Origin of the sequence: Pseudomonas sp. WS 5079, assembly GCF_012985465.1 — a bacterium.
Classification (GTDB): Bacteria; Pseudomonadota; Gammaproteobacteria; order Pseudomonadales; family Pseudomonadaceae; genus Aquipseudomonas.
Genome location: NZ_JAAQWN010000012.1, coordinates 38,025 through 63,024, shown reverse-complemented (window position 1 = coordinate 63,024; position 25,000 = coordinate 38,025). Strand labels below are relative to the sequence as shown.

Sequence of the window (25,000 nt, the reverse complement as noted above, 5' to 3'; positions counted from 1 at the left end):
CTAATCTCTCCGCATTCCAATCCCGCGCCTGCCGACTAACCTGCGTGGCGTTTCAACCATTGCTCGGCCAAGACCCGGGCCTTGGCATCCGCCTCGAATACGGCGCCCAAATCATTTACGGCAACCACCGGCTCGAGACTCAAAATTTCCTCGATGATACTCGCGATCTGTGGAAAGCGGATGCGCCGATCAAGAAACGCAGCAACCGCGACCTCGTTGGCCGCATTCAACATAGCCGGAGCGCTGTTGCCCGCCTCTGCCGCCTCACGCGCCAGGCGCAGGCAGGGGAAGCGCTGGTCATCCGGCGCTTCGAAATCCAGGCGTGCGATGGCGAACAGGTCCAGGGGTGCAACCCCCGAATCGATCCGCTCGGGCCAGGCCAGGGCATTGGCGATTGGCGTACGCATGTCCGGGTTGCCCAACTGGGCCAACACCGAACCATCCACATAGTCGACCAGGGAATGAATCACGCTTTGCGGATGAATCACCACCTCGACCTGCTCGGCCCGAGCATCAAACAGCCAACAGGCTTCGATCAGCTCGAGCCCCTTGTTCATCATGCTCGCCGAATCCACCGAGATCTTGCGCCCCATCGACCAATTGGGATGGGCGCAGGCCTGATCGGGAGAAACGTGCTCCAACTCGGCCAATGGGGTCTGGCGGAACGGGCCACCGGAGGCGGTCAGCAAGATACGCCGTACGCCCACCTGGCTCAGGCCGCGGGCAAAATCGCCCGGCATGCACTGGAAAATCGCATTGTGTTCGCTGTCCAGCGGCAACAGCACCGCGCCGCTCTTGCGCACAGCCTGCATAAACAGCGCACCGGACATCACCAGCGCTTCTTTATTGGCCAACAGGATTTTTTTGCCCGCATCAACCGCTGCGAGGGTTGGACGCAAGCCAGCAGCGCCGACGATGGCGGCGACCACAGTATCCACTTCAGAGGCGGCGGACACCTGACACAAGCCCCCCTCGCCGACCAATACCTCGGTCGACAGGCCCGCAGCCCGCAGGTCGTCCTGCAAACCACGGGCGGCAGTTGCATCCGGCACCACCGCGAACTGCGGCACATGCCGCACGCACAACGCCAACAGCTCGCTCAAGCGGCTGAAGCCGGTCAGGGCGAATACCTGATAGCGCTCAGGGTGACGGGCAATCACATCCAGCGTGCTCAACCCGACCGAGCCGGTTGCTCCCAGCACGGTCACTTGCTGTAGGCGGCTCACGAAGCGGCCATCCACAACAGCACGGCAAACACCGGGATCGCCGCCGTCAGGCTGTCGATGCGGTCCAGCACGCCGCCATGGCCCGGCAGCAGGTTACTGCTGTCCTTGATGCCTGCCTGGCGCTTGAACATGCTTTCGGTCAGATCGCCAACCACCGAGATCAGCACCACCACCGCCGCACCGACCAGGGCCAGGAGGATTTGCTTGGCATCCCACTCGCGCACAACGCCAACAACCAGGGTGATCAGCAACGTCAACGCCAGCCCGCCGTACACCCCTTCCCAGCTCTTGCCGGGACTGACCGCCGGGGCCAGCTTGCGCTTGCCAAAGGCACGGCCGGAGAAGTACGCACCGATGTCCGCGCCCCAGACCAGTACCATCACCGCCATGATCAACCAGTTGCCCAGGGCCATGTGCTTGATATAGACCAGGCCCTGCCAGGCCGGCAGCAGGATCAGCAGGCCGATCACCAGCTTGCAGGCGACGCTGGACCATTGGCTGCTGGTACGCGGGTAGGTCAACACCAGGAATGTCGCCAACGCCCACCACAGCACCGCAGCCCCGAGCACCCAGGGTGCGACATCCGGCAGGATGTACATCAGGAACAGCAACAACGCGACAACGGCGGCGTACACCACCCGCGGCAGTTGCTCGGCGAACCCTGCCAGGCGCGCCCATTCCCAGGCGCCCAGGGTCACGACCAGGCCAATGAACAGTGCAAAACCTGCGCCTTCGAGCAGGAAAAACCCGCACAGAGCGATCGGCAGCAGGATCAGTGCCGTGATGATTCGTTGTTTAAGCATTAAACCCGGGCTCCAGCTTCGATCTGCTCGCTCGTTTTACCGAAGCGACGCTGACGGGAAGCGAAATCGGCCAGCGCATTGCGCATGGCATCGTGTTTGAAGTCCGGCCAGAACAGGTCGGAGAAGTACAGCTCGGTATAGGCCAACTGCCACAACAGGAAGTTGCTGATGCGGTGCTCGCCACCGGTACGGATGCACAGGTCCGGCAACGGCAGGTCGCCAGTCACCAGGCAGGTTTGCAACAACTCGGGCGTGATGTCTTCCGGGCGCAGATGGCCGGCCTGCACTTCACGCGCCAGGCGCTGCGCAGCCTGGGCGATATCCCATTGCCCGCCATAATTGGCGGCGATTTGCAGGACGAAGCGGTTGCTGCCAGCGGTGATCGCCTCGGCTTCACGCATGGCCGCCTGCAGCTCCGGATGGAACCGCGAGCGATCGCCGATGATGCGCAAGCTGATGTTGTTGTCGTTCAGGCGCTTGGCCTCACGACGCAGGGCCTTGAAGAACAGGTCCATCAAGGCGCTGACTTCGTCGGCCGGGCGCTGCCAGTTTTCACTGGAGAAGGCAAACAAGGTCAATACCTCGACCTTGGCCTCGGCACACACCTCGATCACGGCCCGTACCGCATCGACACCCGCTTTATGCCCGGCGACACCTGGCATAAAGCGTTTTTTCGCCCAGCGATTATTCCCATCCATGATGATCGCGACATGGCGCGGCACCGCGGAGGGCACAGTCTGCTTGGTCTTTTCCATGAAAGCGTCCTGACCCCTTATACGGCCATCAGGTCCTTTTCTTTCTCTTCCGTGGCCTTGGTGATCATGGCCTCGGATTCCTTGGTCAGCTTATCGATATCGGCAATGGCACGACGCTCTTCGTCTTCGCTGATTTCCTTGTCCTTGACCAGTTTCTTCAGGTCACCCAAGGCATCACGACGGATGTTACGCACCGCAACACGGGCATCTTCCGCTGCGCTGCGCGCCTGCTTGGTGAAGCCCTTGCGGGTTTCTTCGGTCAGGGCCGGCATGGAGATCAGCAGCAGCTCACCCAGGTTCGTTGGGTTGAGGTTCAGGCCAGCACTCTGGATAGCCTTGTCGACGGCAGCGAGCATGTTGCGCTCGAAGGCCACGACCTGCAGGGTGCGCGAGTCTTTCACAGTCACGTTGGCCACGCCGCTCAGCGGAGTGTCGGAACCGTAGTAAGGCACCATCACGCTGCCCAGGATGCTTGGGTGAGCCTTGCCGGTACGAATCTGGCCGAATGCGTGGCTCAGAGACTCCAGGGATTTCTGCATACGCGCTTGGGCGTCTTTCTTGATTTCGTTGATCATTGTTGGCCTTCCTCGATCAGAGTCCCTTCTGCGCCGCCGTGTACGATATTCAGCAGGGCGCCGGGCTTGTTCATGTTAAATACGCGCAGCGGCATCTTGTGGTCGCGGCACAGGCAGATTGCCGTCAGGTCCATCACACCCAGCTTGCGATCCAGCACTTCATCATAAGTCAGATGATCGAACTTCTCGGCATGCGGGTCTTTGAATGGATCGGCAGTGTAGACACCATCGACCTTGGTAGCCTTGAGCACTACGTCAGCATCGATTTCGATGGCACGCAGGCAGGCAGCCGAGTCAGTGGTGAAGAACGGGTTGCCGGTACCGGCGGCAAAGATCACCACCTCTTTGGCATTCAGGTGGCGCATGGCTTTGCGGCGATCATAGTGATCGGTCACGCCAACCATGGAGATGGCCGACATCACGATGGCCGAGATATTGGCACGCTCCAGGGCGTCGCGCATGGCCAGGGCGTTCATCACAGTGGCCAGCATGCCCATGTGGTCGCCAGTGACCCGATCCATGCCAGCAGCACTGAGTGCCGCGCCACGGAACAGGTTGCCACCACCGATCACCAGGCCGACCTGGACGCCGATACCGACCAGTTGGCCGACTTCCAGCGCCATGCGGTCAAGCACCTTGGGATCGATCCCGAACTCTTCCGAGCCCATCAGGGCCTCGCCGCTAAGCTTGAGTAGAATGCGTTTATAGCGAGCCTGATAACCACTGCCCTGCTGAGCCATTGCGAATCTCTCCTGCGGCGTATTTTTAAAAAATTCTTGGCGAGCCGTTTACGGCTTGCGTTCACTCTAGCTGGACGCTGTCACAGCGCCATCGGAACACGGCTTTGTAAGCCAGTTCCAAAGGGAAGCCAAATAAAATTGAGCCTCCCATTTGAAAAGAGGCTGCGCGCGTGAGCGGGCAGCCTCTCTTGGGCGACAGTTGAAAACTGTCTTATTGCTTGGCGGCAGCCAGCTGGGCAGCAACTTCTTCAGCGAAGTTGTCGACCGGCTTCTCGATGCCGTCGCCTACTTTGAAGTAGGTGAAGGAAACGATTTCAGCACCGGCTTTCTTGGCCAGTTCGCCAACCTTGATTTCAGGGTTCTTGACGAACGCCTGCTCAACCAGGCTTGCTTCGGCCAGGAACTTGCTGATACGGCCTTTGACCATGTTCTCAACAATGTTTTCTGGCTTGCCTTTGATTTTTTCTTCGTTCAGCTGCAGGAACACAGCTTTTTCGCGCTCGATCGCTTCAGCAGAAACTTCCGAAGGCAGCAGGAACTCTGGGTTGCTGGCCGCTACGTGCATAGCGATGTCTTTGGCCAGTTCAACGTTGCCGCCCTTGAGGACAACTGCAACACCGATCTTGTTGCCGTGCAGGTAACCACCAACCACGTCACCTTCAACACGCACCAGGCGACGGATGTTGACGTTTTCGCCAACCTTGCCGACCAGTACCAGACGATCAGCTTCTTGGGCTGCGATCAGCGGAGCGGCGTCAGTCAGTTTGTCGGCGAACGCTTTTTCAACGCTGGCAGCAACAAATGCCTTGAAGTCGTCTTGCAGGGCCAGGAAGTCGGTCTGCGAGTTCACTTCCAGCAGAACGGCGGATTTGCCGTCTTCTTTCAGAGCGATCGCGCCTTCAGCAGCTACGTTGCCTGCTTTCTTGGCAGCCTTGATCGCGCCCGAAGCACGCATGTCATCAATGGCTTTTTCGATGTCGCCGTCAGCCTTTTCCAGGGCTTTCTTGCAATCCATCATGCCTTCGCCAGTACGCTCACGCAGTTCTTTAACCAACGCTGCAGTAATTGCTGCCATTTTCAAATTCCTCTTGGATAGGTTTTCAACCATTCCACCCGACTTGTACGGGCGTTCAATTCTTCCCGAACCACCCTTGTTAACCGCTGCACGTTACAGATGCTGTAGCTGTGCCGCTCACAAATGGTTTTCGAGGTGGCAAAAAGGGGGCCAAGCCCCCTTTTTGCTTACTGAGTCAACGCCAGGGCGTCAATTACTCAGCTGCAGCGACCGGTGCTTCTTCAGCAGCGAACTCTACGGTGCCGCCGCCAACATTGTTGCGGCCACGGATTACAGCGTCAGCCATCGAACCCATGTACAGCTGGATAGCGCGGATTGCGTCATCGTTGCCTGGGATGATGTAGTCAACGCCTTCCGGGCTGCTGTTGGTATCGACTACGCCGATAACCGGGATACCCAGCTTGTTGGCTTCGGTGATCGCGATGCGCTCGTGATCAACGTCGATAACGAACAGTGCGTCAGGCAGACCGCCCATGTCCTTGATACCACCCAGGGAACGATCGAGCTTTTCCAGGTCACGGGAGCGCATCAGCGCTTCTTTCTTGGTCAGCTTGGCGAAAGTACCGTCTTCGGCTTGCACTTCAAGGTCACGCAGACGCTTGATGGAAGCACGGATGGTTTTGAAGTTGGTCAGCATGCCGCCCAACCAGCGGTGATCGACGTACGGCGAACCGCAACGTGCTGCTTCTTCAGCAACGATCTTGCCAGCGGAACGCTTGGTGCCGACGAACAGAATCTTGTTTTTGCCCTGGGCCAGGCGCTCTACGAAAGTCAGAGCTTCGTTGAACATTGGCAGGGTTTTTTCAAGGTTGATGATGTGGATCTTGTTACGCGCGCCGAAAATGTATTTACCCATTTTCGGGTTCCAGTAACGGGTCTGGTGACCGAAGTGCACACCGGCCTTCAGCATATCGCGCATGTTGACTTGGGACATGATAGTTCCTTAATAAGTCGGGTTTGGCCTCCACGTATCCCAATGACCAACCAGCGGCTTCAAGGCCTCCGGCACCCAGGTCATCGTGTCGACACGTGTGTGGATTTAAGCTTTGCGGGGTATCCCCGGAAAGCGGCGCATTTTATACCACAGCAACGACAAAAACGAAACCCGCAATCGCATTTGCTTGCCGCCACCGCCACCCAAGCCATTGAATCGGGTGAAAATACCCACACCTTATAGAGAGAAGCGATAGCCAGACACTCATGGTTTGTACCTTGCGTCTGTTAGAATCGCGTTTTTTGGGCTTGTGCGAACGCTGCACCTTTTTGTCGCACGCCCGTAAACCGTATTGATTTCAGCGCGTCGCGCTAGAGAGAGCCTGTATGACCGTTACCCTGAAAACCGCCGAAGACATCGCAGGCATGCGCGTTGCCGGCAAACTGGCGGCCGACGTGCTGGAAATGATTGCCGAACACGTCAAGCCTGGCGTCACCACTGAAGCCCTGGACCGCATCTGCCACGACTATATTGTCGACGTGCAGAAAGCCATCCCCGCGCCGCTGAACTACAAAGGCTTCCCCAAGTCGATCTGCACCTCGATCAACCACGTGGTCTGCCACGGCATCCCGGGCGACAAGCCGCTCAAGGACGGCGATACCCTGAACATCGATGTCACGGTGATCAAGGACGGCTACCACGGCGACACCAGCCGCATGTTCCACGTCGGCAACGTCCCGGTGTGGGCCGAGCGCCTGTCCCAGGTCACCCAGGAATGCATGTACAAGGCCATCGAGCTGGTCAAGCCGGGCTGCCGCCTGGGTGATATCGGCGAAGTGATCCAGAAGCACGCAGAAAAGAACGGTTTCTCGGTGGTCCGCGAATTCTGTGGCCACGGCATCGGCAAAGTGTTCCACGAAGAGCCGCAGATCCTGCACTACGGCCGCGCCGGCACCGGCATGGAGCTCAAGGCGGGCATGACCTTTACCATCGAGCCGATGATCAACCAGGGCAAGGCCGACACCAAGGTGCTGGGCGACGGCTGGACCGCCATCACCAAGGACCGCAAGCTCTCGGCGCAGTGGGAGCACACCCTGCTGGTCACCGAGACGGGCTATGAGATCTTCACCCTGCGCGCCGATGACACGATCCCTCGCGTTTCGGCCTGATGCTTGCAGCGGGCTTTCCAGATAGCGACGTTGTGACCTACACCTAGATAGAAAGGAAAGCCGATCGATGCCCCAGGTGGATCCCGAACTCTTCGACCGAGGCCAGTTCCAGGCGGAACTGGCGCTGAAGGCAAGCCCGATTGCCGCCTTCAAAAAGGCCATCCGCCAGGCCCGCGAGGTGCTCGACGGGCGTTTTCGCAGCGGCCGGGAGATTCGCCGACTGATCGAGGATCGCGCCTGGTTCGTCGATAACATCCTGCAAAAGGCCTGGGAACAGTTCGACTGGAGCGAAGACGCCGACATTGCCCTGGTGGCCGTCGGCGGCTATGGCCGGGGCGAACTGCACCCCTACTCCGATATCGACCTGCTGATCCTGCTGGACAGTGCCGACCATGAGATCTTTCGTGATTCCATCGAGCGTTTTCTGACGCTGCTGTGGGACATCGGCCTGGAAGTCGGCCAGAGCGTGCGCTCGGTGGCGGAATGCGCCGAAGAGGCGCGCGCCGACCTGACCGTGGTCACCAACCTGATGGAAAGCCGTACCATCTGCGGCCCCGAGCGCCTGCGCCAGCGCATGCTGGAAGTCACCAGCACCGCACACATGTGGCCGAGCAAGGAGTTCTTCCTGGCCAAGCGTGCCGAGCAGAAAGCCCGGCATCACAAGTACAACGACACCGAATACAACCTGGAACCCAACGTCAAGGGCTCGCCCGGCGGGCTGCGGGATATCCAGACCATCTTGTGGGTAGCCCGTCGCCAGTATGGCACCCTGAACCTGCGTGCCCTGGCCGGCGAAGGCTTTTTGGTCGAGAGCGAAAACGCCCTGCTGGCCTCGTCCCAGGAGTTTTTGTGGAAGGTGCGCTACGCCCTGCACATGCTGGCCGGACGCTCCGAAGACCGCCTGCTGTTCGACCACCAACGCTCCATCGCCGCCCTGCTGGGCTTCGAGGGCGAAGACGCGAAGACCAGTATCGAAAGCTTCATGCAGCAGTACTACCGGGTGGTCATGAGCATCGCCCAGCTCAGCGACCTGATCATCCAGCACTTTGAAGAAGTGATCCTGGCCCCGGAAGACGAAGCGCCGCCGCAACCGATCAACGCGCGCTTCCAACTGCACGATGGCTATATCGAGGCGCGCAACGACAACGTGTTCAAGCGCACGCCATTTGCCATGCTGGAAATTTTCGTGCTGATGGCCCAGCAACCGGAAATCAAGGGCGTACGCGCCGACACCATCCGTTTGCTGCGGGAAAACCGTCACCTGATCGATGACGAATTTCGCCACGACATCCGCAATACCAGCCTGTTTATCGAGCTGTTCAAGTGCAAGATCGGCATCCACCGCAACCTGCGGCGCATGAACCGCTACGGCATCCTTGGGCGCTACCTGCCGGAGTTCGGCTTTATTGTCGGGCAGATGCAGCACGACCTGTTCCACATCTACACGGTCGACGCCCACACCCTGAACCTGATCAAACACCTGCGTAAGTTGCAATACACCCAGGTGTCAGAGAAATTCCCGCTGGCCAGTAAGCTGATGGCCAGGCTGCCCAAGCCTGAGCTGATCTACCTCGCCGGCCTTTATCACGATATCGGCAAGGGCCGGCACGGCGACCATTCGGAAATCGGCGCGGTGGATGCGCAAGCCTTCTGCCAGCGTCACCAGTTACCGCAGTGGGACAGCCGCCTGATCGTCTGGCTGGTACAGAACCACCTGGTGATGTCCACCACAGCCCAGCGCAAGGACTTGTCCGACCCGCAGGTGATCCATGATTTTGCGCAGATCGTCGGCGACGAAACCCGCCTCGACTACCTGTACGTACTGACCGTCTCCGACATTAACGCCACCAACCCGACCCTCTGGAATTCGTGGCGCGCCAGCCTGTTGCGCCAGCTGTATACCGAGACCAAGCGCGCCTTGCGCCGGGGCCTGGAAAACCCGGTGGACCGCGAAGAACAGATCCGCCGCACCCAGAACGCGGCCCTGGATATCCTGGTGCGTGGCGGCAACGACCCGGACGATGTGGAGCAACTCTGGTCGCAGTTGGGCGACGACTATTTCCTGCGCCACACTGCAGGCGATGTGGCCTGGCACACCGACGCGATCCTCCAGCAGCCGGCCGACGGTGGCCCGCTGGTGCTGATCAAGGAAACCACCCAGCGTGAATTCGAAGGCGGCACGCAGATATTCATCTACGCCCCGGACCAGCACGACTTCTTCGCCGTGACCGTGGCTGCGATGGACCAGCTCAATCTGAACATTCACGACGCCCGGGTCATTACGTCCAGCAGCCAGTTCACCCTCGACACCTACATCGTGCTCGACACCGAAGGCGAGTCCATCGGCGACAACCCCGAGCGGGTGAAAAAGATCCGCGCAGGCCTGACCGAAGCCCTGCGCAACCCCGACGACTACCCAACCATCATCCAGCGCCGGGTGCCGCGCCAGCTCAAGCATTTTGCCTTTGCGCCCCAGGTGACGATCCACAACGATGCCCAGCGCCCGGTGACCGTACTGGAACTCAGCGCGCCGGATCGCCCTGGCCTGCTGGCGCGGATCGGCGGGATTTTCCTGGAGTTTGACCTGTCGTTGCAAAACGCCAAGATTGCCACCCTGGGCGAGCGGGTCGAGGACGTGTTCTTTATCACCGATGCCGATAACCAGCCGCTGTCCGACCCTGAACTATGCCGCCGCTTGCAGGACGCCATCGTTGCGCAATTGAGCGTGAACCAGGAGCCTGGCGCGGAGTTATCCAGAATAACCATTTGAGTTGAATTTAATTTCCCTGGGGGTGCGGACCTTGTAGGAGCTGGCTTGCCTGCGATGCGGGCGGCGCGGTGTATCTGGTACACCGAGGCGATGCTATCGCAGGCAAGCCAGCTCCCACAGGGCCGTGCTCAACGATAGAGGCCCCGATGAACAACGCCCTGAACCAACTGCAGCCCTACCCGTTCGAGAAACTGCGAGCCCTGCTGGGCAGCGTCACGCCGAACCCGGACAAACGCCCGATTGCCCTGTCCATCGGCGAACCCAAGCACAAATCCCCGGATTTCGTCGCCCAGGCCCTGGCCAACAACCTTGACCAGATGGCGGTGTACCCCACCACCCTGGGCATCCCCGCCTTGCGCGAGGCGATTGGCACGTGGTGCGAACGGCGCTTCAACGTGCCCAAGGGCTGGCTCGACCCGGCGCGCAATATCCTGCCGGTCAATGGCACTCGTGAAGCGCTGTTCGCCTTCACCCAGACCGTGGTCAACCGCGGCGACGATGCCCTGGTGGTCAGCCCGAACCCGTTCTACCAGATCTACGAAGGCGCAGCGTTCCTCGCCGGGGCCAAGCCGCATTACTTGCCGTGCCTGGATGAAAACGGCTTCAACCCGGATTTCGATGCGGTCTCGCCTGACATCTGGAAGCGTTGCCAGATCCTGTTCCTGTGCTCTCCCGGCAACCCGACCGGCGCACTGATCCCGGTCGACACCCTGAAAAAACTGATTGCCCTGGCCGACCAATACGACTTCGTGATCGCCGCCGACGAGTGCTACAGCGAGCTGTACTTCGACGAGCAAACCCCGCCACCGGGCCTGCTCAGCGCCTGTGTCGAACTGGGTCGCCAGGACTTCAAGCGCTGCGTGGTGTTCCACAGCCTGTCCAAGCGTTCCAACTTGCCGGGCCTGCGTTCCGGGTTTGTGGCCGGGGATGCCGAGATCCTCAAGGCCTTCCTGCTGTACCGCACCTACCACGGCTGCGCGATGCCGGTGCAAACCCAACTGGCGAGCATCGCCGCGTGGCAGGACGAAGCCCATGTACAGGCCAATCGCGACCTGTACCGGCAGAAATTCGACGCCGTGCTGGCGATCCTCAAACCGGTACTGGACGTACAGAACCCGGACGGGGGCTTCTACCTGTGGCCCAACGTTGAGGGCGATGATGCCGCGTTCTGCCGCGACCTGTTCGTGGAGGAACATGTGACCGTGGTGCCGGGCTCGTACCTGTCGCGGGAAGTGGAGGGTTTCAATCCAGGAGCTGGACGGGTGCGTCTGGCCTTGGTTGCGCCGTTGGCCGAATGCGTCGAGGCGGCCGAACGAATTCGCGACTTTATCCAGCGCCGTCGTTGAAACACGGGGCCGCTCCCACCTCGGGGGCGGCCAACATTCGCCCACCTTTGGTAATTAGTTGCACTCCAGGCCCACCTCGACTCATACGCAGAAATAATTACTGCGGAACTACTCCGGCTAAATTCCCACTTTGTAGAGGCAACAAACTTTACAAAGAGCCTTCGCCTTTCTTACGTTGGCGCCGGAGTGCCTATGATCGCAAACCCAAGTTCAACCCCTTTCCCACTTCCTAGCCTGAGCACAAACGATACCGCCCCAAGCAATTCTTCAATAACAACAACCCATCCCGACAGCCCGTTAAAGTACGACCCCGCCCCTATTATTATCGAGCTTAATAACTTTGGAAAAAATGAGCTTTTTACAAAGTTAAGCGCCAGCAACTCAATCAAACTAACGCCCTACGATAAGAACTCCGTCACGCACGACCATCTCCCCGCAAAACATATGGCGGACGGAATAACCAACAGCGAACACTACGAACTTTCATCCAGCGAAAAGTATCTGGCAGACAGCCTCTTCCCGTCCAAAAATAGTTCCTTGCGCCAGATACTCCTCATCACTGACCAACGTGGTTCGTTCTCAACTTACGAATGGGCCCTTGCCGCCCCGCAATCGTCGGCGCCGCAAGAACAATCGGAGTAGGTGCTTGAAGCCCTTTTCATCTCATCACTATCTGACAACCGCCCCATGAGTAGAGTCCATGAGCCAAGTAACCCCGTTATTCCCCAACGTCCCTATCCAACAATTCGCACCCTCCAGCGAAAACTCGCCGGCCGACCGTACAGCACGCAACAAAAGAGGTGTCGCAGACAGCTCAAAACGCTGGTCGCCCGGCGTTATCACGGTGAGCCTGGACCTGGCAAACAAGAAAAGCCAAGCCCTGGTCATCGATGCACTCAAGGAGTGGGCCCATCACACGCCCGGCCTGCAGTTTGAAATCGTCGAGGGCAAACGCGGCGATATTCGTGTCTCCGACGACGAGGGTTTTACCGGCAGTTGGTCGGTCATCGGTACCGACGCCTTGCTGGTCGATGAAGACCAGCCCACCCTGCACCTGGACCGAACCGATAACTCCAAGCAGTTACGCACTCATGCCTTGCACGAATTCGGCCATGCCCTGGGCTTACTGCATGAACACCAGCACCCGCAAAGCACCTTGGATTGGGACGAGCAGGCGGTGCGTGACTATTTCGTCAGTGAGCGTTTCCCCGCAGAACTGGTCCAGGAACAAATACTCGACCCACTCACAGGTCCCGACGTGCAGAGCACAGCCTACGATCCACAGTCTGTGATGCATTACCCCTTTCCCGCACACTTGAGCCGCAAGGGGCATGGCACCTCGGAAAACTTCTTTCTGTCGCCGGGTGACCAGGAGGCCATCAGGAGGCTATACCGGCCGAATATCCCCGGGGTGAGCTGACGGCACCGCACAGGCCTACTTCTGCGTGCCCAGGTTGGCTTCGCTCATATCCAGGTCCGCCAGCACTTCGCGCAGCACGTCATCACCAATCTGGTGGTGACGGCTCAGGCTATACAATTCCAGGCGTTGCGCGCGCAGGGCCTTTAGCCGCAGCTTGCGCTCCAGTTGATCCATCTGCAGCGCCAGCGCCTGGGCTTCGGCCGAGTCATTGAACACCTCCAGTTGATGGCGATATTCCGACATGATCCGCGCCTTGAGCTCCGCTGCCAGCGCAGCCTGGGCCGCGTCCAGGGGCGCCTCTGCCGCCTCCTCCACCTCAAGGGCATGAATCGCGGCCTCGGCGGTTTTCCTCCAGGCATCGCGCACCTCGCCGCGGCGCTTGTCATCCGGACTCTTCTCGATGCCCCGCAGCAACAGGGGCAAGGCAATACAGGCGGCCACCAACGACAACAGGATGACCCCGGCGGCAATGAAAATCAGCAGGTCGCGCTCTGGAAATGCCTGGCCGGGGGCGAACAGCAACGGCACCGACATCACACCGGCCAGGGTCACCGCCCCGCGCACCCCGCCGACGGTCAATAGCCAGCAGGATCGGGCCGTTGGCACCAGGGTCAGCTCGCTTTTGCCGCGCAGGCGGCGTAGAAGGCCGGACAGGCGCCAGATGCTCTGCACCCAGATAAACCGCAGCACCAGCAGCACCAGGAAGATCGCGATCACGTCCAGGCAGCGATAGAACAAGGTCGGCCACAGCATGCTCTCGTGGCTGGTCACCGCCTTGATGATGTCGGGCAATTGCAGGCCCAGCAGCAGGAAGATCAGCCCGTTGAAGGCAAACTCCAGCAGTGACCAGACACTGCGATTGAGCAAGCGCGTACTGGTCTGGCGTGGCAGCAGGTCGAGCCAGCTCTGCATCATGCCCGCCGCCACCGCCGACAAAATCCCCGACGCCCCCAGGCGCTCAGCCAGCACATAGGCGGCAAACGGCAGCAGCAACATAAACACCACGTGGGTCGCCGGGTCATCCCAACCCCGGGCAATCATCCAGGCCCGCAAGCGCCCCACCAGCCAGCTCAGGGCCACACCGATGGCCAGGCCACCGAGCGCCACCAGCACAAACGTAAGGCTGGCATCGGTCAGGGAAAACACTCCGGTCAACGCCGCCACCAGGGCGAACTTGAAGGTCACCAGGCCCGACGCATCGTTCATCAGGGCTTCGCCCTGGAGCATATGCATCAAGGGCGTGGGCAGGCGGTTCTGGGAAATTGCCGACACCGCCACCGCGTCTGTCGGCGATAAAACGGCCGCCAGGGCGAAGGCCACCGGCAGCGGAATACTCGGCAGCAACCAATGGATAAAGTAACCGGCGCCCACCACGGTAAACAGCACCAGCCCCACCGCCAACGTCAGGATCGGCCCGCGCAGGCGCCACAATTCACGCTTGGGCATGCGCCAGCCGTCGGAGAACAGCAGCGGCGGCAGGAACAGGAAAAGAAACAACTCCGGGTCCAGTGCCACGTGCAGTCCCAGGGTTGGCCACGCCAGCAAGGCACCAGCGGCAATCTGCACCAAGGGCAACGGCAATGGGATAACACGCCCGACCAGACGCGAAACGCTGACCAGCATCAGCAGGATAAGAACGGTGTAGGCGGTTTGCATAAAGCGGGGTTCCTGGACAATCGACTTGCAATGACACACTTGAGGCAACAACGCGCCTTTGAAGTGCCATATTAGCTGCCTATGCTGCTGGATGACCGTTGCACATAAGTCGCAGCCAGGGCCTAGACCAATGGATAGCGGACCGCAGAGCGACACATTGAAAAATGCACCATTTTAGGTACACTCCAGCACATGAGTAAAAACTCACTCACTTTACATGTGAGCTTTTTTCGCACTGACGCAGGTAACGAGCCGGTACGTGAATGGCTGATAGATCTGCCCCGTGAACACCGGCGAATCATTGGGATAGAAATAAAAACCGTGCAACTGGGATGGCCAATCGGCATGCCCGTAGTGCGAAAGCTCGATTCAGGGCTATGGGAGGTCAGGGTTGAACTGGAGGGCACCATCGCCCGCATTATCTTCACGGTGATCGGCAGCAACATGGTGCTACTCCACGGTTTCATCAAGAAAAGCCAAAAGACACCGGCGTACGACATGGCAACCGCCAAGCAGCGTAAGGCAAGGTTATGAGGTACCACACATGAACAAGCATATCGGTTCTGACTTCGATGATTTCCTCGCCGAGCAAGGGCTCGGCGAAGAAGTCTGCGCGGCGGCCCTCAAGCGTGTCATCGCCTGGCAGATCGCGCAGGCGATGAAGCACCAACGAGTCAGCAAAAAAGCGCTGGCAGAGCGGATGCACACCAGCAGAACCGCCGTGGACCGTGCCCTTGATCAAAATGACTCGGGTATGACCCTCGCCACTTTGGCCAGCGCTGCCAGGGCCCTGGGGCAACGCGTGGAAATCCGCCTGGTTCCAGAGGATCAAGCAGCCCACGCATGACCTGCCCACCTTTGGACCAGGTAGCCTGCGCGCAGTGGCTCTACGTGGCATAATCCTTGGCTGAATTTTTGCGACCCTATTGGGGAGATTTTTAGGAATGAAATATGCCCAATAAAAACAATCAGTTACAGATTTTCGGCATCAAAGCCTGCGACACCATGAAAAAGGCTCGTACCTGGCTCGATGAAAATGCCATCAGCTATGAGTTTCATGACTACAAGACGGCCGGTATCGACCGCGAACACTTGACCCAATGGTGCAACGAGCACGGTTGGCAGGTGGTTTTGAACCGTGCAGGCACGACCTTTCGCAAACTCGAAGACGAACGCAAAGCCGATCTCGACCAGGCGAAAGCCATTGAACTGATGCTCGCACAACCCTCGATGATCAAGCGTCCAGTGCTCGATCTCGGTGACAGAACCCTGATTGGCTTCAAGCCAGAAAGTTATTCGGCGGCCCTCAAGTAGGCCAGCCACTTCATTTTTGTAGAGGTAACAGCATGTCCAATTCCCTGTTCAGCCTGGGCTTCGGCGTCGGCACCCAGAACCGCCAAGGTGCTTGGCTGGAAGTGTTTTACGCGCAGCCATTGCTCAACCCTTCGGCCGAAATCGTCGCCGCCATCGCGCCGATCCTTGGCTACACCGAAGGCAACCGGGCGATCACCTTCACCATTGCCCAAGCCTCGCAACTGGCTGACGCACTGAAAAATGTAGATGCCACCCAGGCCGCCCTGCTGACCCGCCTGGCCGAAAGCCACAAGCCGCTGGTCGCCACGCTGTTGGCTGAAGACGCCGCACTGACCTCCACGCCAGAGGCCTACCTCAAGCTGCACCTGCTGTCCCATCGCCTGGTCAAGCCCCATGGCCTGAGCCTGGCCGGTGTGTTCCCGCAACTGCCGAACGTAGCCTGGACCAGCCAGGGTGCGATCGACATCGGCGAACTGGCCGAACGCCAGCTGGAAGCACGCCTGCGTGGCGAGCTGCTGGAAGTGTTCTCGGTGGACAAATTCCCGAAAATGACCGACTACGTGGTCCCCGCCGGTGTGCGGATCGCCGATGCCGCGCGTCTGCGCCTGGGCGCCTATGTGGGCGAAGGCACCACCGTGATGCATGAAGGCTTCATCAACTTCAACGCAGGCACCGAAGGCCCGGGCATGATCGAAGGCCGTGTATCGGCTGGCGTATTCGTCGGCAAGGGTTCGGACCTGGGCGGCGGTTGCTCCACCATGGGCACCCTGTCGGGCGGCGGCAACATCGTGATCAAGGTCGGCGAAGGCTGTCTGATCGGCGCCAACGCCGGTATCGGTATCCCATTGGGCGACCGCAACACCGTGGAATCGGGCTTGTACGTGACTGCCGGCACTAAAGTGGCGCTGCTCGATGAGCAGAACCAACTGGTCAAGGTGGTCAAGGCCCGTGAATTGGCTGGCCAGCCGGACCTGCTGTTCCGCCGTAACTCCGAGACCGGTGCCGTGGAGTGCAAAACCCACAAGTCGGCCATCGAACTGAACGCAGCGCTGCACGCTCACAACTAAGCAGCGACTCGATGCCACCGGAGCCGGCCGTGCCTTGCAGCACGGCCGGTTCATATGAGTCTTCAATCCCATGCTTGTGCCCTCGCCCTGGCGCGCCGATTTCCCGGCCATCGCTACCTTGCAACGGCAAGACCAGACCTACCTGGACAACGCCGCCACCACGCAAAAACCTCAAGCCCTGTTGGACGCCCTTGGCCATTACTACGCCAATGGCGCAGCCAATGTGCACCGTGCCCAGCATTTGCCGGGCGCCCATGCGACCCAGGCGTTCGAGGACAGTCGCAGCAAAGTGGCGCAATGGCTCAACGCAGGTGACAGCGGGCAGATCATCTTTACCCACGGCGCGACGTCTGCGCTGAACCTCCTGGCCTATGGCCTTGAGCACCTCTTTAATCCGGGCGATGAAATTGTCATCAGCGCCCTGGAACATCACGCCAACCTGTTGCCCTGGCAGCAGTTGGCCAAACGCCGTGAACTCACGCTGGTGGTGCTGCCCCTCGACGACGAGGGCTTGATCGACCTGCAAGCCGCCGCCGCGCTGATCGGGCCTCGCACCCGGCTACTGGCGGTGAGCCAGCTGTCCAACGTGCTGGGCGCCTGGCAGCCCCTCGCACAGTTGCTGGCACTGGCCCAGGCACACGACGCCTTGACCGTGGTGGACGGCGCCCAGGGTATCGTCCACGGGCGCCATGACGTGCAGGCCCTGGGCTGTGACTTCTATGTGTTTTCCAGCCACAAGCTCTACGGCCCGGACGGCGTCGGCGTGCTTTATGGCCGCACCGAAGCCCTGCATCGGCTGCGCCACTGGCAGTTTGGCGGCGAGATGGTGCAACAGGCCGACTACCACAGCGCCAGCTTCCGCCCCGCGCCCCTGGGTTTCGAAGCAGGCACGCCGCCGATTGCCGGGGTGATTGGCCTGGGGGCGACCCTGGATTACCTCAACTCCCTGGATCAACAGGCGGTGCTCGCCCACGAAGCGGCGCTGCATGACTACCTATTGCGTGGCTTGCAGGCGCGCAATGGCGTGCGCCTGCTGGGCGCGCCGCAGGTGGCCCTGGCCAGCTTTGTGGTGGACGGCGTACACAACGCCGACCTCGCCCACCTGCTGACCGAGCAGGGCATCGCGGTCCGCGCTGGCCATCACTGTGCAATGCCCCTGCTCAAGAGCCTGCATTTATCTGGCGCGATCCGGGTTTCTTTGGCGCTGTACAACGACTCCGATGACCTGGAGCGTTTTTTTGAAGCGCTGGACCAGGCACTGGACATGCTGCGATGAGCCTGCCAGTGGATGCGCAGGCCGCACTGCTGGCCTTTCAGGCCGTCGGCAGCTGGGAGCAACGCGCCCGCCTGCTGATGCAATGGGGCGAACGGCTGCCGGCGTTGGCGGATGAAGGCAAGGTCGACGCCAACCTGGTGCAGGGCTGTGAAAGCCTGGTGTGGCTGGTAGGGCGACTGCAGGACGGCCATTGGCAGTTTGCCGCCAGCAGCGATGCGCGCATGATTCGTGGGCTGGTGGCCTTGTTGCTGGCGCGGGTCAATGGGCTCTCGGCGGCCGAGTTACAGGCAGTCGACTTGCCTGACTGGTTCAACCAACTGGGGCTCTCCCGCCAGCTGTCGCCGTCGCGCAGCAATGGCCTGAATGCAGTCCTGCAGCGCATGCGCGACTTGAGCCATACGCAAAACTAACTGTGGGAGCGGGCTTGCTCGCGATTGCGGTGGGTCAGCCAATCGATGTACCGACTGATCTGCCGCTATCGCGAGCAAGCCCGCTCCCACATTTTTGATTGATGCAGGGCAGTGATATTTATGCAGGCTTGACCCGCTCCGAAGGCCTGCGCACTCCGGCCACGATCTTGTCCACCGCCTTGGTCGCCGCCACCATGCCAAAGGTCGCCGTCACCATCATCACTGCGCCAAACCCACCCGCGCAGTCCAGCTTCACCCCATCGCCCACAAAACTCTTCTGCAAACAGATGCTGCCGTCAGGCTTGGGATAACGCAGCTGTTCGGTGGAAAACACACAAGGCACGCTGTAGTGACGGGTCACGGTGCGCGAGAAGCCGTAGTCGCGGCGCAAGGTGGAGCGCACTTTCGAGGCCAGCGGGTCGTTGAACGTGCGGTTCAGGTCGCACACCTGGATCAGCGTCGGGTCAATCTGCCCGCCAGCGCCACCGGTGGTGATGATCTGGATCTTGCGGCGCTTGCACCAGGCGATCAGCGCTGCCTTGGCGTTGACCGCGTCGATGCAGTCGATCACGCAGTCGATAGTCGGCGTGATGTACTCGGCCATGGTGTCGCGGGTCACGAAATCCGCCACCGCGTGCACGGTGCAATCGGGGTTGATCGCGCGCAGGCGCCCAGCCATCACCTCGACCTTGGGCTTGCCCACGGTGCTGTCCAGGGCATGCAACTGGCGATTGCTGTTGCTGACGCACACGTCGTCCAGGTCAAACAGCGAAATCTCGCCCACCCCGCAACGGGCCATGGCTTCTGCCGCCCACGAGCCAACACCGCCCACGCCGACGATGGCCACATGGGCCGCTTTCAAGCGTTCCAGACCTTCAATGCCATATAGGCGGGCGACACCGGCAAACCGTGGATCTTCTGTGCTCATGACCATTACCCCAAAAACCGGCGCGCATTATAGGGCTACGCAGCGATAAGTTCTAAGCTACAAGCTATAAGTAAAGAACTTACCAGCGCTTTCGCTGCCCAATGCCCGGTTTTTCCTGGCTTGCTGTACGCTCAGGGAAGGGCCGGTGTAGGATGCGCGCCGTTCGACACCTCCATTCGTTCCACACCCTTTGGAACCCGAAACAGCTATGTCATCGCGTAAATTTGGACTCAACCTGGTGGTGGTGCTGGCAATTGCCGCGCTGTTCACTGGTTTCTGGGCGCTGATCAACCGCCCGGTCACTACTCCCAACTGGCCCCAGCAGATTTCCGGCTTTTCCTACTCGCCGTTCCAGCAGGGCCAGTACCCGCAGAAAGACCAGTATCCGAGCGACGAGCAGATGCGTCAGGACCTGGCGATCATGAGCAAGCTGACGGACAACATTCGGACCTATTCGGTCGACGGCACCCTGGGGGATATTCCCAAGCTGGCGGAAGAGTTCGGCCTGCGCGTGACCCTGGGGATCTGGATCAGCCCGGACCTGGAGCGCAACGAGCGCGAAATCCAGCGGGCCATCGAGATCGCCAACACCTCGCGCAGCGTAGTGCGCGTGGTGGTCGGCAACGAGGCGATCTTCCGCAAGGAAATCACCCCCGAGGAGCTGATTGTCCTGCTGGACCGGGTGCGCGCTGCCGTCAAAGTGCCGGTGACCACCTCCGAGCAGTGGCACATCTGGGAGCACAACCCGCAGTTGGGCAAGCATGTCGACCTGATCGCCGCGCACGTCCTGCCGTACTGGGAACATGTGCCGATGGCCCAGGCCGGGCAATTCGTCCTCGACCGGGCCAAGGATCTGAAGAAGACCTTCCCGAAAAAACCACTGCTGCTGTCGGAAGTGGGCTGGCCGAGCAACGGTCGCATGCGCGGTGGCGCGGACGCCTCCCCGGCCGACCAGGCCATTTACCTGCGTACCCTGGTGAACAAGCTGAACCGCCAGGGCTACAACTACTTCGTGATCGAAGCCTTCGACCAACCCTGGAAAGCCAGTGACGAAGGCTCGGTCGGCGCCTACTGGGGTGTGTTCAACGCCGCGCGCCAGCAGAAATTCAACTTTGAAGGCCCGGTAGTGGCGATCCCGCAGTGGCGAGTGCTGGCCATCGGCTCGGTGGTGCTGGCGCTGCTGTCGCTGACCCTGCTGATGATCGACGGCTCGGCCCTGCGCCAGCGTGGCCGCACCTTCCTGACCTTTATCGCGTTCCTGTGCGGGTCGGTGCTGGTATGGATCGGCTACGACTACAGTCAGCAATACAGCACCTGGTTCAGCCTGACGGTGGGTTTCCTGCTGGCACTCGGTGCGCTCGGGGTGTTTATCGTGCTGCTGACCGAGGCCCATGAGCTGGCGGAAGCGGTCTGGACTCACAAGCGCCGGCGCGAATTCCTACCGGTTGAAGGCGATTCGGACTACCGCCCGAAAGTGTCTATCCATGTGCCGTGCTACAACGAGCCACCGGAGATGGTCAAACAGACCCTCGACGCCCTGGCCGCCCTCGATTACCCGGACTACGAAGTCCTGATCATCGACAACAACACCAAGGACCCGGCCGTGTGGGAACCGGTGCGCGACTACTGTGAGACGCTGGGCCCGCGCTTCAAGTTCTTCCACGTCGCGCCCCTGGCCGGTTTCAAGGGCGGCGCACTGAACTACCTGATCCCGCATACCGCCAAGGATGCCGAAGTGATCGCGGTGATCGATTCGGACTACTGCGTGTCGCCCAACTGGCTCAAGCACATGGTGCCGCACTTCGCCGATCCGAAAATCGCCGTGGTGCAGTCTCCCCAGGATTACCGCGACCAGAACGAAAGCACCTTCAAGAAGCTCTGCTACGCCGAATACAAAGGCTTCTTCCATATTGGCATGGTCACCCGCAACGACCGCGACGCGATCATCCAGCATGGCACCATGACCATGACCCGTCGTTCGGTACTCGAAGAGCTGGGCTGGGCCGACTGGTGCATCTGTGAGGACGCCGAACTGGGCCTACGGGTATTCGAGAAAGGTCTGTCGGCTGCGTACTACCACACCAGCTACGGCAAGGGCCTGATGCCCGATACCTTTATCGACTTCAAGAAACAGCGGTTCCGCTGGGCCTATGGCGCGATCCAGATCATCAAGCGCCACACCGCCAGCCTGTTGCGCGGCAAGGACACCGAACTGACCCGTGGCCAGCGCTACCACTTCCTCGCGGGCTGGTTGCCGTGGGTGGCAGATGGCATGAACATCTTCTTCACCGTCGGCGCCCTGTTGTGGTCGGCGGCGATGATCATTGTGCCGACCCGGGTCGACCCGCCGCTGCTGATCTTCGCAATCCCGCCGTTGGCGCTGTTTGTGTTCAAGGTCGGCAAGATCATCTTCCTCTACCGCCGCGCCGTTGGCGTAAACCTCAAGGATGCGTTCTGCGCGGCCCTGGCCGGGCTGGCGTTGTCCCACACCATCGCCAAAGCGGTGCTGTATGGTTTCTTCACCACCAGTATTCCGTTCTTTCGCACACCGAAAAACGCGGATAACCACGGCTTCTGGGTAGCAATTTCCGAAGCTCGGGAAGAGATGTTCATCATGTTGCTGCTGTGGGGCGCGGCGCTGGGGATCTACCTGGTGCAGGGCCTGCCGAGCAACGACATGCGCTTCTGGGTGGTGATGTTGCTGGTGCAATCGCTGCCGTATGTAGCGGCGCTGATCATGGCGTTCCTGTCGTCACTGCCGAAACCGGCAGCGGTGGCGGAGCCTGCAACCGCTGAGTAAAAACTTGCGCAATGCACTAAACGGCGGCCTCTGGTCGCCGTTTTGCTATAAGATAACGGCCCTTTTGCAGAGCTGGCTCAGGCCATGCTCTATGTGGGAGCGGGCTTGCTCGCGATAGCGGTGAACCAGCCAGTGCACTTGTAACTGACAGACCGCTATCGCGAGCAAGCCCGCTCCCACATTGGATTTGCGCCGCTGTTCAAATTCGTCCTGCGCCCATAACACGCTTTCGGAGCTCCCCCATGACGGCCCACGCCGACCTTTCGCCGACCCTCCAACTCGCTATCGACTTGATCCGCCGCCCGTCGGTGACGCCGATCGACGCCGACTGCCAGAAGCTGATGATGCAGCGCCTGGGCGACGCCGGCTTTGCGCTTGAGCCGATGCGCATCGAAGATGTGGATAACTTCTGGGCCACCCACGGCAAGCATGCAGGCCCGGTACTGTGCTTCGCCGGCCATACCGACGTGGTCCCGACCGGCCCGGTGCAGGCCTGGCAGAATGACCCGTTCGACGCATTGATCGACGAACACGGCATGTTGTGCGGGCGTGGCGCGGCCGACATGAAAGGCAGCCTGGCCGCGATGCTGGTGGCCTCCGAGCGCTTTGTGAAGGACTATCCGGACCACAAGGGTTCGGTCGCCTTCCTGATCACCAGCGACGAAGAAGGCCCGGCGCACCACGGCACCAAGGCCGTGATCGAGCGCCTGGCGGCACGCAAGGAGCGCCTGGACTGGTGCATCGTCGGCGAACCGTCGAGCACCACCCTGGTGGGCGACGTGGTGAAGAATGGTCGTCGTGGCTCCCTCGGCGCGACCCTGACCGTGCGCGGTGTGCAGGGCCATGTGGCCTACCCGCACCTGGCGAAAAACCCGATCCACCTCGCCGCCCCGGCCCTGGCCGAATTGGCCGCCGAGCATTGGGATGATGGCAACACCTTCTTCCCGCCGACCAGTTTCCAGATTTCCAACCTCAATTCCGGCACTGGCGCCACCAATGTGATCCCCGGTGACCTGACGGCGGTGTTCAACTTCCGCTTCTCCACCGAGTCCACCGTCGAAGGCCTGCAGCAGCGGGTCGCGGCGATTCTCGACAAGCATGGCCTGGACTGGCATGTGGAGTGGGCGTTGTCGGGCCTGCCGTTCCTCACCGAGCCGGGCGCGCTGCTCGATGCGGTGTCTGCCAGCATCAAGGCCATCACCGGCCGCGAGACCCAGGCCTCCACCAGCGGCGGCACGTCCGACGGGCGCTTTATCGCGACCCTCGGCACCCAAGTGGTGGAACTGGGCCCGGTCAACGCGACGATCCATCAGGTCAACGAACGTATCCTGGCCAGCGACCTCGATGTGTTGACCGAAATCTACTACCAGACCCTGATCAAGTTGCTCGCCTGATGCTCGCCTGCCCCATTTGCAGCGCCCCCCTCAATGAGGTGGACCATGGCGTGGTATGCCCGGCCGGGCACCGGTTCGACCGGGCCCGCCAGGGTTACCTGAACCTGTTGCCGGTGCAGCACAAGAACAGCCGCGATCCGGGCGATAACCTGGCCATGGTGCAAGCGCGCCGCGACTTCCTCAACGCCGGGCACTACGCGCCAGTGGCCAAGCGCCTGGCGGCACTGGCGGCGGAACGCAAACCCCAGCGCTGGCTGGATATTGGCTGCGGCGAAGGCTATTACACTGCACAAATCGCCGATGCCCTGCTGCGCGCTGATGGCTATGCCCTGGATATTTCCAAGGAAGCGGTCAAGCGTGCGTGCAAGCGCAACCCGACGCTGACCTGGCTGATCGCCAGCATGGCCCGGGTGCCGTTGGCCGACGGCAGTTGCCAGTTCCTCGCCAGCGTGTTCAGCCCGCTGGACTGGCAGGAAGCCAAGCGCCTGCTCAGCCCTGGCGGCGGCCTGATGAAGGTTGGCCCGACCAGCGGCCACCTGATGGAGCTGCGCGAACGCCTGTACGACGAAGTGCGCGATTACACCGACGATAAGCACCTGGCCCTGGTACCGGACGGCATGAGCCTGCAACACAGCGAAGTGCTGGAGTTCAAGCTCAGCCTGGCCGACCCCAAGGACCGCGCTAATCTGCTGGCGATGACACCCCACGGCTGGCGCGCCAGCGCCGAGCGCCGCGCCCAGGTGATCGAGCAGGCCGAACCGCTGCGGGTCACCGTTTCGATGCGCTACGACTATTTCGTGCTTCAATAACCGACTTTTCCGGGCGTTCGCGCCCACCCTGAATCCGCGAATGGATTTTCGAATCCCGCAACGAGGAACATCCATGCGCCAACCCGATATCGAGATTTACCTCAAGGACGCCGACGTCGACCACAAGGCCATCGCCGCCTGGCTGGGCGCCGCCCTGGGTCCGTGTACCGACTGGGTACAAAAGGGCCAGACCTACAAGTGCAAGGCCGGCAATGTGCCAGTGACCTGGCTGCCCAAGGCCGTGGGCAAGTGGAACAGCCTGTACCTGGAAAGCGACCAGACCCCGTGGGAAGACGACATCGCCTGCGCCCGTGCGGCGTTTGCCGCGCTGAACGTTGAAGTGCGCTGCGCGCCGGGAACGTGGGTCGAGGAAGAGGGCGAAGAAAGCGCCGACACCTGGATTCGGATCAGCACCGATGGTGAAGAACAGATCACCTGGAAAACTGCCTGACCCAACCTGGTCAGTGTGGGGGCTGGTTTGTGTGGGAGCTGGTTTGTGTGGGAGCTGGTTTGTGTGGGAGCTGGCTTGTGTG

Annotated in this window: 24 protein-coding genes; 15 read left to right on the top strand and 9 right to left on the bottom strand. The window is 60.7% G+C overall.

Annotated elements, in window-relative coordinates:
- Positions 1–35: 35 nt before the first annotated feature.
- The 7 genes from ispC to rpsB all read right to left on the bottom strand — a co-directional run bounded on the left by ispC (position 36) and on the right by rpsB (position 6,108).
- Complete coding sequence (gene ispC / locus HBO05_RS25520; RefSeq protein WP_170058331.1) at positions 36–1,226, bottom strand: 1-deoxy-D-xylulose-5-phosphate reductoisomerase; 1,191 nt, start codon at positions 1,224–1,226, stop codon at positions 36–38.
- A complete protein-coding gene (locus HBO05_RS25515) occupies positions 1,223–2,029 on the bottom strand; it encodes a phosphatidate cytidylyltransferase (protein WP_169955740.1) in 807 nt (268 codons plus the stop codon). Before HBO05_RS25515 ends, ispC begins: the two co-directional genes overlap by 4 nt.
- Positions 2,029–2,784 (bottom strand): polyprenyl diphosphate synthase, encoded by a 756-nt coding sequence (uppS, locus tag HBO05_RS25510; RefSeq protein ID WP_169955739.1) that lies wholly within the window; start codon positions 2,782–2,784, stop codon positions 2,029–2,031. Before uppS ends, HBO05_RS25515 begins: the two co-directional genes overlap by 1 nt.
- A 17-nt stretch (positions 2,785–2,801) precedes the next feature.
- The gene (gene frr, locus HBO05_RS25505; RefSeq protein WP_169955738.1) at positions 2,802–3,359 is read right to left on the bottom strand and encodes a ribosome recycling factor; all 558 of its coding nucleotides are present in this window, start codon (positions 3,357–3,359) and stop codon (positions 2,802–2,804) included.
- Positions 3,356–4,099 carry a UMP kinase gene (gene pyrH, locus HBO05_RS25500; RefSeq protein ID WP_003172271.1) on the bottom strand — a complete coding sequence of 248 codons (744 nt, stop codon included), beginning with the start codon at positions 4,097–4,099 and terminating at the stop codon, positions 3,356–3,358. The genes frr and pyrH overlap by 4 nt, the downstream gene beginning before the upstream one ends.
- A 211-nt stretch (positions 4,100–4,310) precedes the next feature.
- A complete protein-coding gene (tsf, locus tag HBO05_RS25495; RefSeq protein ID WP_003172264.1) occupies positions 4,311–5,174 on the bottom strand; it encodes a translation elongation factor Ts in 864 nt (287 codons plus the stop codon).
- Between the two features lie 193 nt (positions 5,175–5,367).
- Positions 5,368–6,108, bottom strand: coding sequence for a 30S ribosomal protein S2 (rpsB, locus tag HBO05_RS25490; RefSeq protein WP_029297291.1), 741 nt, complete (start codon positions 6,106–6,108; stop codon positions 5,368–5,370).
- A 386-nt stretch (positions 6,109–6,494) separates the two neighbouring features.
- On the opposite strand from rpsB, the gene map reads away from it, so the two are divergent.
- From map to HBO05_RS25465, 5 genes are all read left to right on the top strand, one after another.
- Positions 6,495–7,277, top strand: coding sequence for a type I methionyl aminopeptidase (gene map, locus HBO05_RS25485; protein WP_032858167.1), 783 nt, complete (start codon positions 6,495–6,497; stop codon positions 7,275–7,277).
- A 67-nt stretch (positions 7,278–7,344) separates the two neighbouring features.
- On the top strand, positions 7,345–10,047 hold the full coding sequence (locus HBO05_RS25480) for a [protein-PII] uridylyltransferase (protein ID WP_169955737.1): 2,703 nt from the start codon (positions 7,345–7,347) through the stop codon (positions 10,045–10,047).
- A gap of 146 nt (positions 10,048–10,193) precedes the next feature.
- On the top strand, positions 10,194–11,393 hold the full coding sequence (dapC, locus tag HBO05_RS25475; protein ID WP_170042926.1) for a succinyldiaminopimelate transaminase: 1,200 nt from the start codon (positions 10,194–10,196) through the stop codon (positions 11,391–11,393).
- A gap of 192 nt (positions 11,394–11,585) precedes the next feature.
- Positions 11,586–12,035: a hypothetical protein gene (locus HBO05_RS25470; protein ID WP_172314545.1), complete on the top strand. Its 450-nt coding sequence runs from the start codon at positions 11,586–11,588 to the stop codon at positions 12,033–12,035.
- 58 nt (positions 12,036–12,093) lie between these two features.
- Complete coding sequence (locus HBO05_RS25465) at positions 12,094–12,813, top strand: matrixin family metalloprotease (RefSeq protein WP_172314544.1); 720 nt, start codon at positions 12,094–12,096, stop codon at positions 12,811–12,813.
- Between the two features lie 15 nt (positions 12,814–12,828).
- Here the strand turns inward: HBO05_RS25465 and HBO05_RS25460 are convergent, their stop codons facing one another.
- Complete coding sequence (locus tag HBO05_RS25460) at positions 12,829–14,469, bottom strand: Na+/H+ antiporter (RefSeq protein WP_172314543.1); 1,641 nt, start codon at positions 14,467–14,469, stop codon at positions 12,829–12,831.
- Positions 14,470–14,661: 192 nt separating this feature from the next.
- On the opposite strand from HBO05_RS25460, the gene HBO05_RS25455 reads away from it, so the two are divergent.
- The 6 genes from HBO05_RS25455 to HBO05_RS25430 all read left to right on the top strand — a co-directional run bounded on the left by HBO05_RS25455 (position 14,662) and on the right by HBO05_RS25430 (position 18,536).
- Positions 14,662–15,003 (top strand): type II toxin-antitoxin system RelE/ParE family toxin, encoded by a 342-nt coding sequence (locus HBO05_RS25455; RefSeq protein WP_169955732.1) that lies wholly within the window; start codon positions 14,662–14,664, stop codon positions 15,001–15,003.
- Between the two features lie 10 nt (positions 15,004–15,013).
- The gene (locus HBO05_RS25450; protein WP_070995736.1) at positions 15,014–15,316 is read left to right on the top strand and encodes an XRE family transcriptional regulator; all 303 of its coding nucleotides are present in this window, start codon (positions 15,014–15,016) and stop codon (positions 15,314–15,316) included.
- 104 nt (positions 15,317–15,420) lie between these two features.
- Positions 15,421–15,783, top strand: a complete 363-nt coding sequence (locus tag HBO05_RS25445) for an ArsC family reductase (protein ID WP_169955731.1) — start codon at positions 15,421–15,423, stop codon at positions 15,781–15,783.
- Positions 15,784–15,815: 32 nt separating this feature from the next.
- Complete coding sequence (gene dapD, locus HBO05_RS25440; RefSeq protein ID WP_169955730.1) at positions 15,816–16,850, top strand: 2,3,4,5-tetrahydropyridine-2,6-dicarboxylate N-succinyltransferase; 1,035 nt, start codon at positions 15,816–15,818, stop codon at positions 16,848–16,850.
- Between the two features lie 70 nt (positions 16,851–16,920).
- The gene (locus tag HBO05_RS25435) at positions 16,921–18,126 is read left to right on the top strand and encodes a cysteine desulfurase (RefSeq protein WP_172314542.1); all 1,206 of its coding nucleotides are present in this window, start codon (positions 16,921–16,923) and stop codon (positions 18,124–18,126) included.
- Positions 18,123–18,536, top strand: coding sequence for a SufE family protein (locus tag HBO05_RS25430; RefSeq protein ID WP_169955728.1), 414 nt, complete (start codon positions 18,123–18,125; stop codon positions 18,534–18,536). Before HBO05_RS25435 ends, HBO05_RS25430 begins: the two co-directional genes overlap by 4 nt.
- Before the next feature lie 118 nt (positions 18,537–18,654).
- On the opposite strand, the gene tcdA is transcribed toward HBO05_RS25430, so the two are convergent.
- Entirely contained in the window at positions 18,655–19,470 is an 816-nt protein-coding gene (gene tcdA, locus HBO05_RS25425) for a tRNA cyclic N6-threonylcarbamoyladenosine(37) synthase TcdA (RefSeq protein ID WP_172314541.1), read from the bottom strand.
- 202 nt (positions 19,471–19,672) lie between these two features.
- On the opposite strand from tcdA, the gene HBO05_RS25420 reads away from it, so the two are divergent.
- The 4 genes from HBO05_RS25420 to HBO05_RS25405 all read left to right on the top strand — a co-directional run bounded on the left by HBO05_RS25420 (position 19,673) and on the right by HBO05_RS25405 (position 24,918).
- The gene (locus HBO05_RS25420; protein ID WP_172314540.1) at positions 19,673–22,264 is read left to right on the top strand and encodes a glycosyltransferase; all 2,592 of its coding nucleotides are present in this window, start codon (positions 19,673–19,675) and stop codon (positions 22,262–22,264) included.
- Between the two features lie 242 nt (positions 22,265–22,506).
- The gene (gene dapE, locus HBO05_RS25415) at positions 22,507–23,658 is read left to right on the top strand and encodes a succinyl-diaminopimelate desuccinylase (protein WP_169955725.1); all 1,152 of its coding nucleotides are present in this window, start codon (positions 22,507–22,509) and stop codon (positions 23,656–23,658) included.
- Positions 23,658–24,467: a putative RNA methyltransferase gene (locus HBO05_RS25410; RefSeq protein WP_172314539.1), complete on the top strand. Its 810-nt coding sequence runs from the start codon at positions 23,658–23,660 to the stop codon at positions 24,465–24,467. Before dapE ends, HBO05_RS25410 begins: the two co-directional genes overlap by 1 nt.
- A 73-nt stretch (positions 24,468–24,540) precedes the next feature.
- Positions 24,541–24,918, top strand: a complete 378-nt coding sequence (locus tag HBO05_RS25405) for a hypothetical protein (RefSeq protein ID WP_029300131.1) — start codon at positions 24,541–24,543, stop codon at positions 24,916–24,918.
- The last annotated feature ends 82 nt before the right edge of the window (positions 24,919–25,000 follow it).